Origin of the sequence: Streptomyces sp. NPDC051907, from assembly GCF_040681075.1 — a bacterium.
Classification (GTDB): Bacteria; Actinomycetota; Actinomycetes; order Streptomycetales; family Streptomycetaceae; genus Streptomyces.
Genome location: NZ_JBFAYB010000234.1, coordinates 1 through 1,635, shown reverse-complemented (window position 1 = coordinate 1,635; position 1,635 = coordinate 1). Strand labels below are relative to the sequence as shown.

Sequence of the window (1,635 nt, the reverse complement as noted above, 5' to 3'; positions counted from 1 at the left end):
GTGTCCTTGGCCTTCTGAACGGTCTGCTTCGCATCGCCCGCCATCTGCTCGCGGACCCCCTTCGCCTCCAGGCTTTCGTTGCCGATGGCCTGGCCCGTGGTTTCCTTTACCTTGCCCTTGGCCTTCTTGGCTGCGTTGCTGGCCTTCTTGCCTGCTGCCATCTCTTTCACCTCCCACACCACTGCGTGGCGTGGTCATAAACCTGCTTTGCCCCTACCCACGAATGGGTCGCTTAGGCACAATTCCGCTGACTTTGTCCTTGGCGAGCCGTTGGGGGTGGTCGTACGAATCCCGGCCGGGGGCGACTGGTCGACCTCGGTTTGCCCGTCTTCACCGACTCCACTTCAACCCCCCAGACCGGCTTCGAACCTCATGACCGTTCGGGCTTGTGGGCAATAAAGGTAGCGAGCGTCCTGTCAGCCCCTTCCTTTGGCTCCTCTACCAGACGTGCGGTGAGGACGAGCCCGGCCTGCTTCAGGAGTTCGGCAATCCGATCAGGCGGCAGCAGGTAGGACTCGTAAGTCACTGGATGACCGCCGTATGCCTGTGCGGGACGTAGATGCTGGCCGGCCCCTACGTGGCCGGCCAGCATCAAACAACCGCCTGGCGCGAGAGTGCGGTGGAACTCGCCGAACACCACGGGCAGCAACGTCGGTGGAGTGTGGTGGGTGGAGTAATACGCGAGGATGCCGCCGAGGTTGTCGTCCTCGATCGGGAGCGAGGTCATCGAGCCGACGCTGAAACGCAGATCTGGGTGGGCACTACGGGCCAGCTCGACCATGGCGGGCGATAAGTCTATGCCGAACGCGCGCACTTGCCGCTCGGCAAGGTAGGCCGTGACTTTGCCGGGCCCGCATCCCAGGTCGGCGACGGGCCCGAGGCCGGCCGTTCGCACCACCTCTGCGAAGACGTTCAGCATCCCTCGTGACAGCGGATCCAGCTCCGCCGGAGGCTTGACCTGTTCGAAGTAGTCGGAGGCGACAGTGTCGTACGACTCTCGGACGGCGGCGAGGTAGGAGAGATCAGGCATGCGGGCGACTCTAGTGAGGGCCCGCTGCCCACGTGATCACTTTCTTAGTCCGGAAGATTGCCAGCGGTCTTACCGAACTCCTGGCCCGAGCACTCCGCGACTGCGGCCGCGAGGTCGTAGTCGAGCACCTGCACGTCCATCTCCACCTCATGCGCGTATTCGGCATCAGCGACGGTACTGCCATGCGCTACATCACCGCCGTCCACCCTGAGCGCACCACCAAGCTGCCCCACTGACACGCCCCGCAGAGTGAACATCGGAACATCGCCCCCACGGCGCACCTCAACGTCCTCGAGGGTCGTTTCAGGGTGCGGCGGTCGACTCCGTGGTCGGGCCGACCGCAGGAACGGCCCCCCTGGACTGCTCTGCCCGGGAACTGGAATCGGTGCGACGGCACGGGTGGCACATCGGCAGAGGGCGGAGTTCGTCCCCGGTCGGCGGCATCGTCACCCCTTCGTCGGCTCTTCACTCGGCGGCTCGCCCATCTCCCGCCACTCCTCCTCGGACCACGCGCGAGTGTCGCGCGGCTGTACATACGGCTCCTCGTCGGCGGGGTGGCCCGCGATGATCGCCCGCTCCCGAGCCATCTCCGCATCGAATTCCAA

General features: G+C 65.0%; 3 protein-coding genes. 1 reads left to right on the top strand and 2 read right to left on the bottom strand.

Translation table 11 applies throughout. From position 1 onward, the window contains the following. Both AB0M39_RS42015 and AB0M39_RS42010 read right to left on the bottom strand, forming a co-directional pair. On the bottom strand, positions 1 to 161 hold a 161-nt coding region (locus AB0M39_RS42015; RefSeq protein ID WP_365374478.1), incomplete at its 3' end, for a CsbD family protein. A gap of 209 nt (positions 162 to 370) precedes the next feature. Beyond that, the gene (locus tag AB0M39_RS42010; protein ID WP_365374475.1) at positions 371 to 1,030 is read right to left on the bottom strand and encodes a methyltransferase domain-containing protein; all 660 of its coding nucleotides are present in this window, start codon (positions 1,028 to 1,030) and stop codon (positions 371 to 373) included. Positions 1,031 to 1,062: 32 nt separating this feature from the next. Between AB0M39_RS42010 and AB0M39_RS42005 the strand changes: the two genes are divergently transcribed. Further along, the gene (locus AB0M39_RS42005) at positions 1,063 to 1,266 is read left to right on the top strand and encodes a hypothetical protein (RefSeq protein WP_365374472.1); all 204 of its coding nucleotides are present in this window, start codon (positions 1,063 to 1,065) and stop codon (positions 1,264 to 1,266) included. Positions 1,267 to 1,635 lie beyond the last annotated feature (369 nt).

What these genes read in the sequence shown, in the direction of transcription:
- AB0M39_RS42010 (WP_365374475.1), bottom strand. Translation starts at nt 1,030, where the DNA reads ATGCCTGATCTCTCCTACCTCGCCGCCGTCCGAGAGTCGTACGACACT.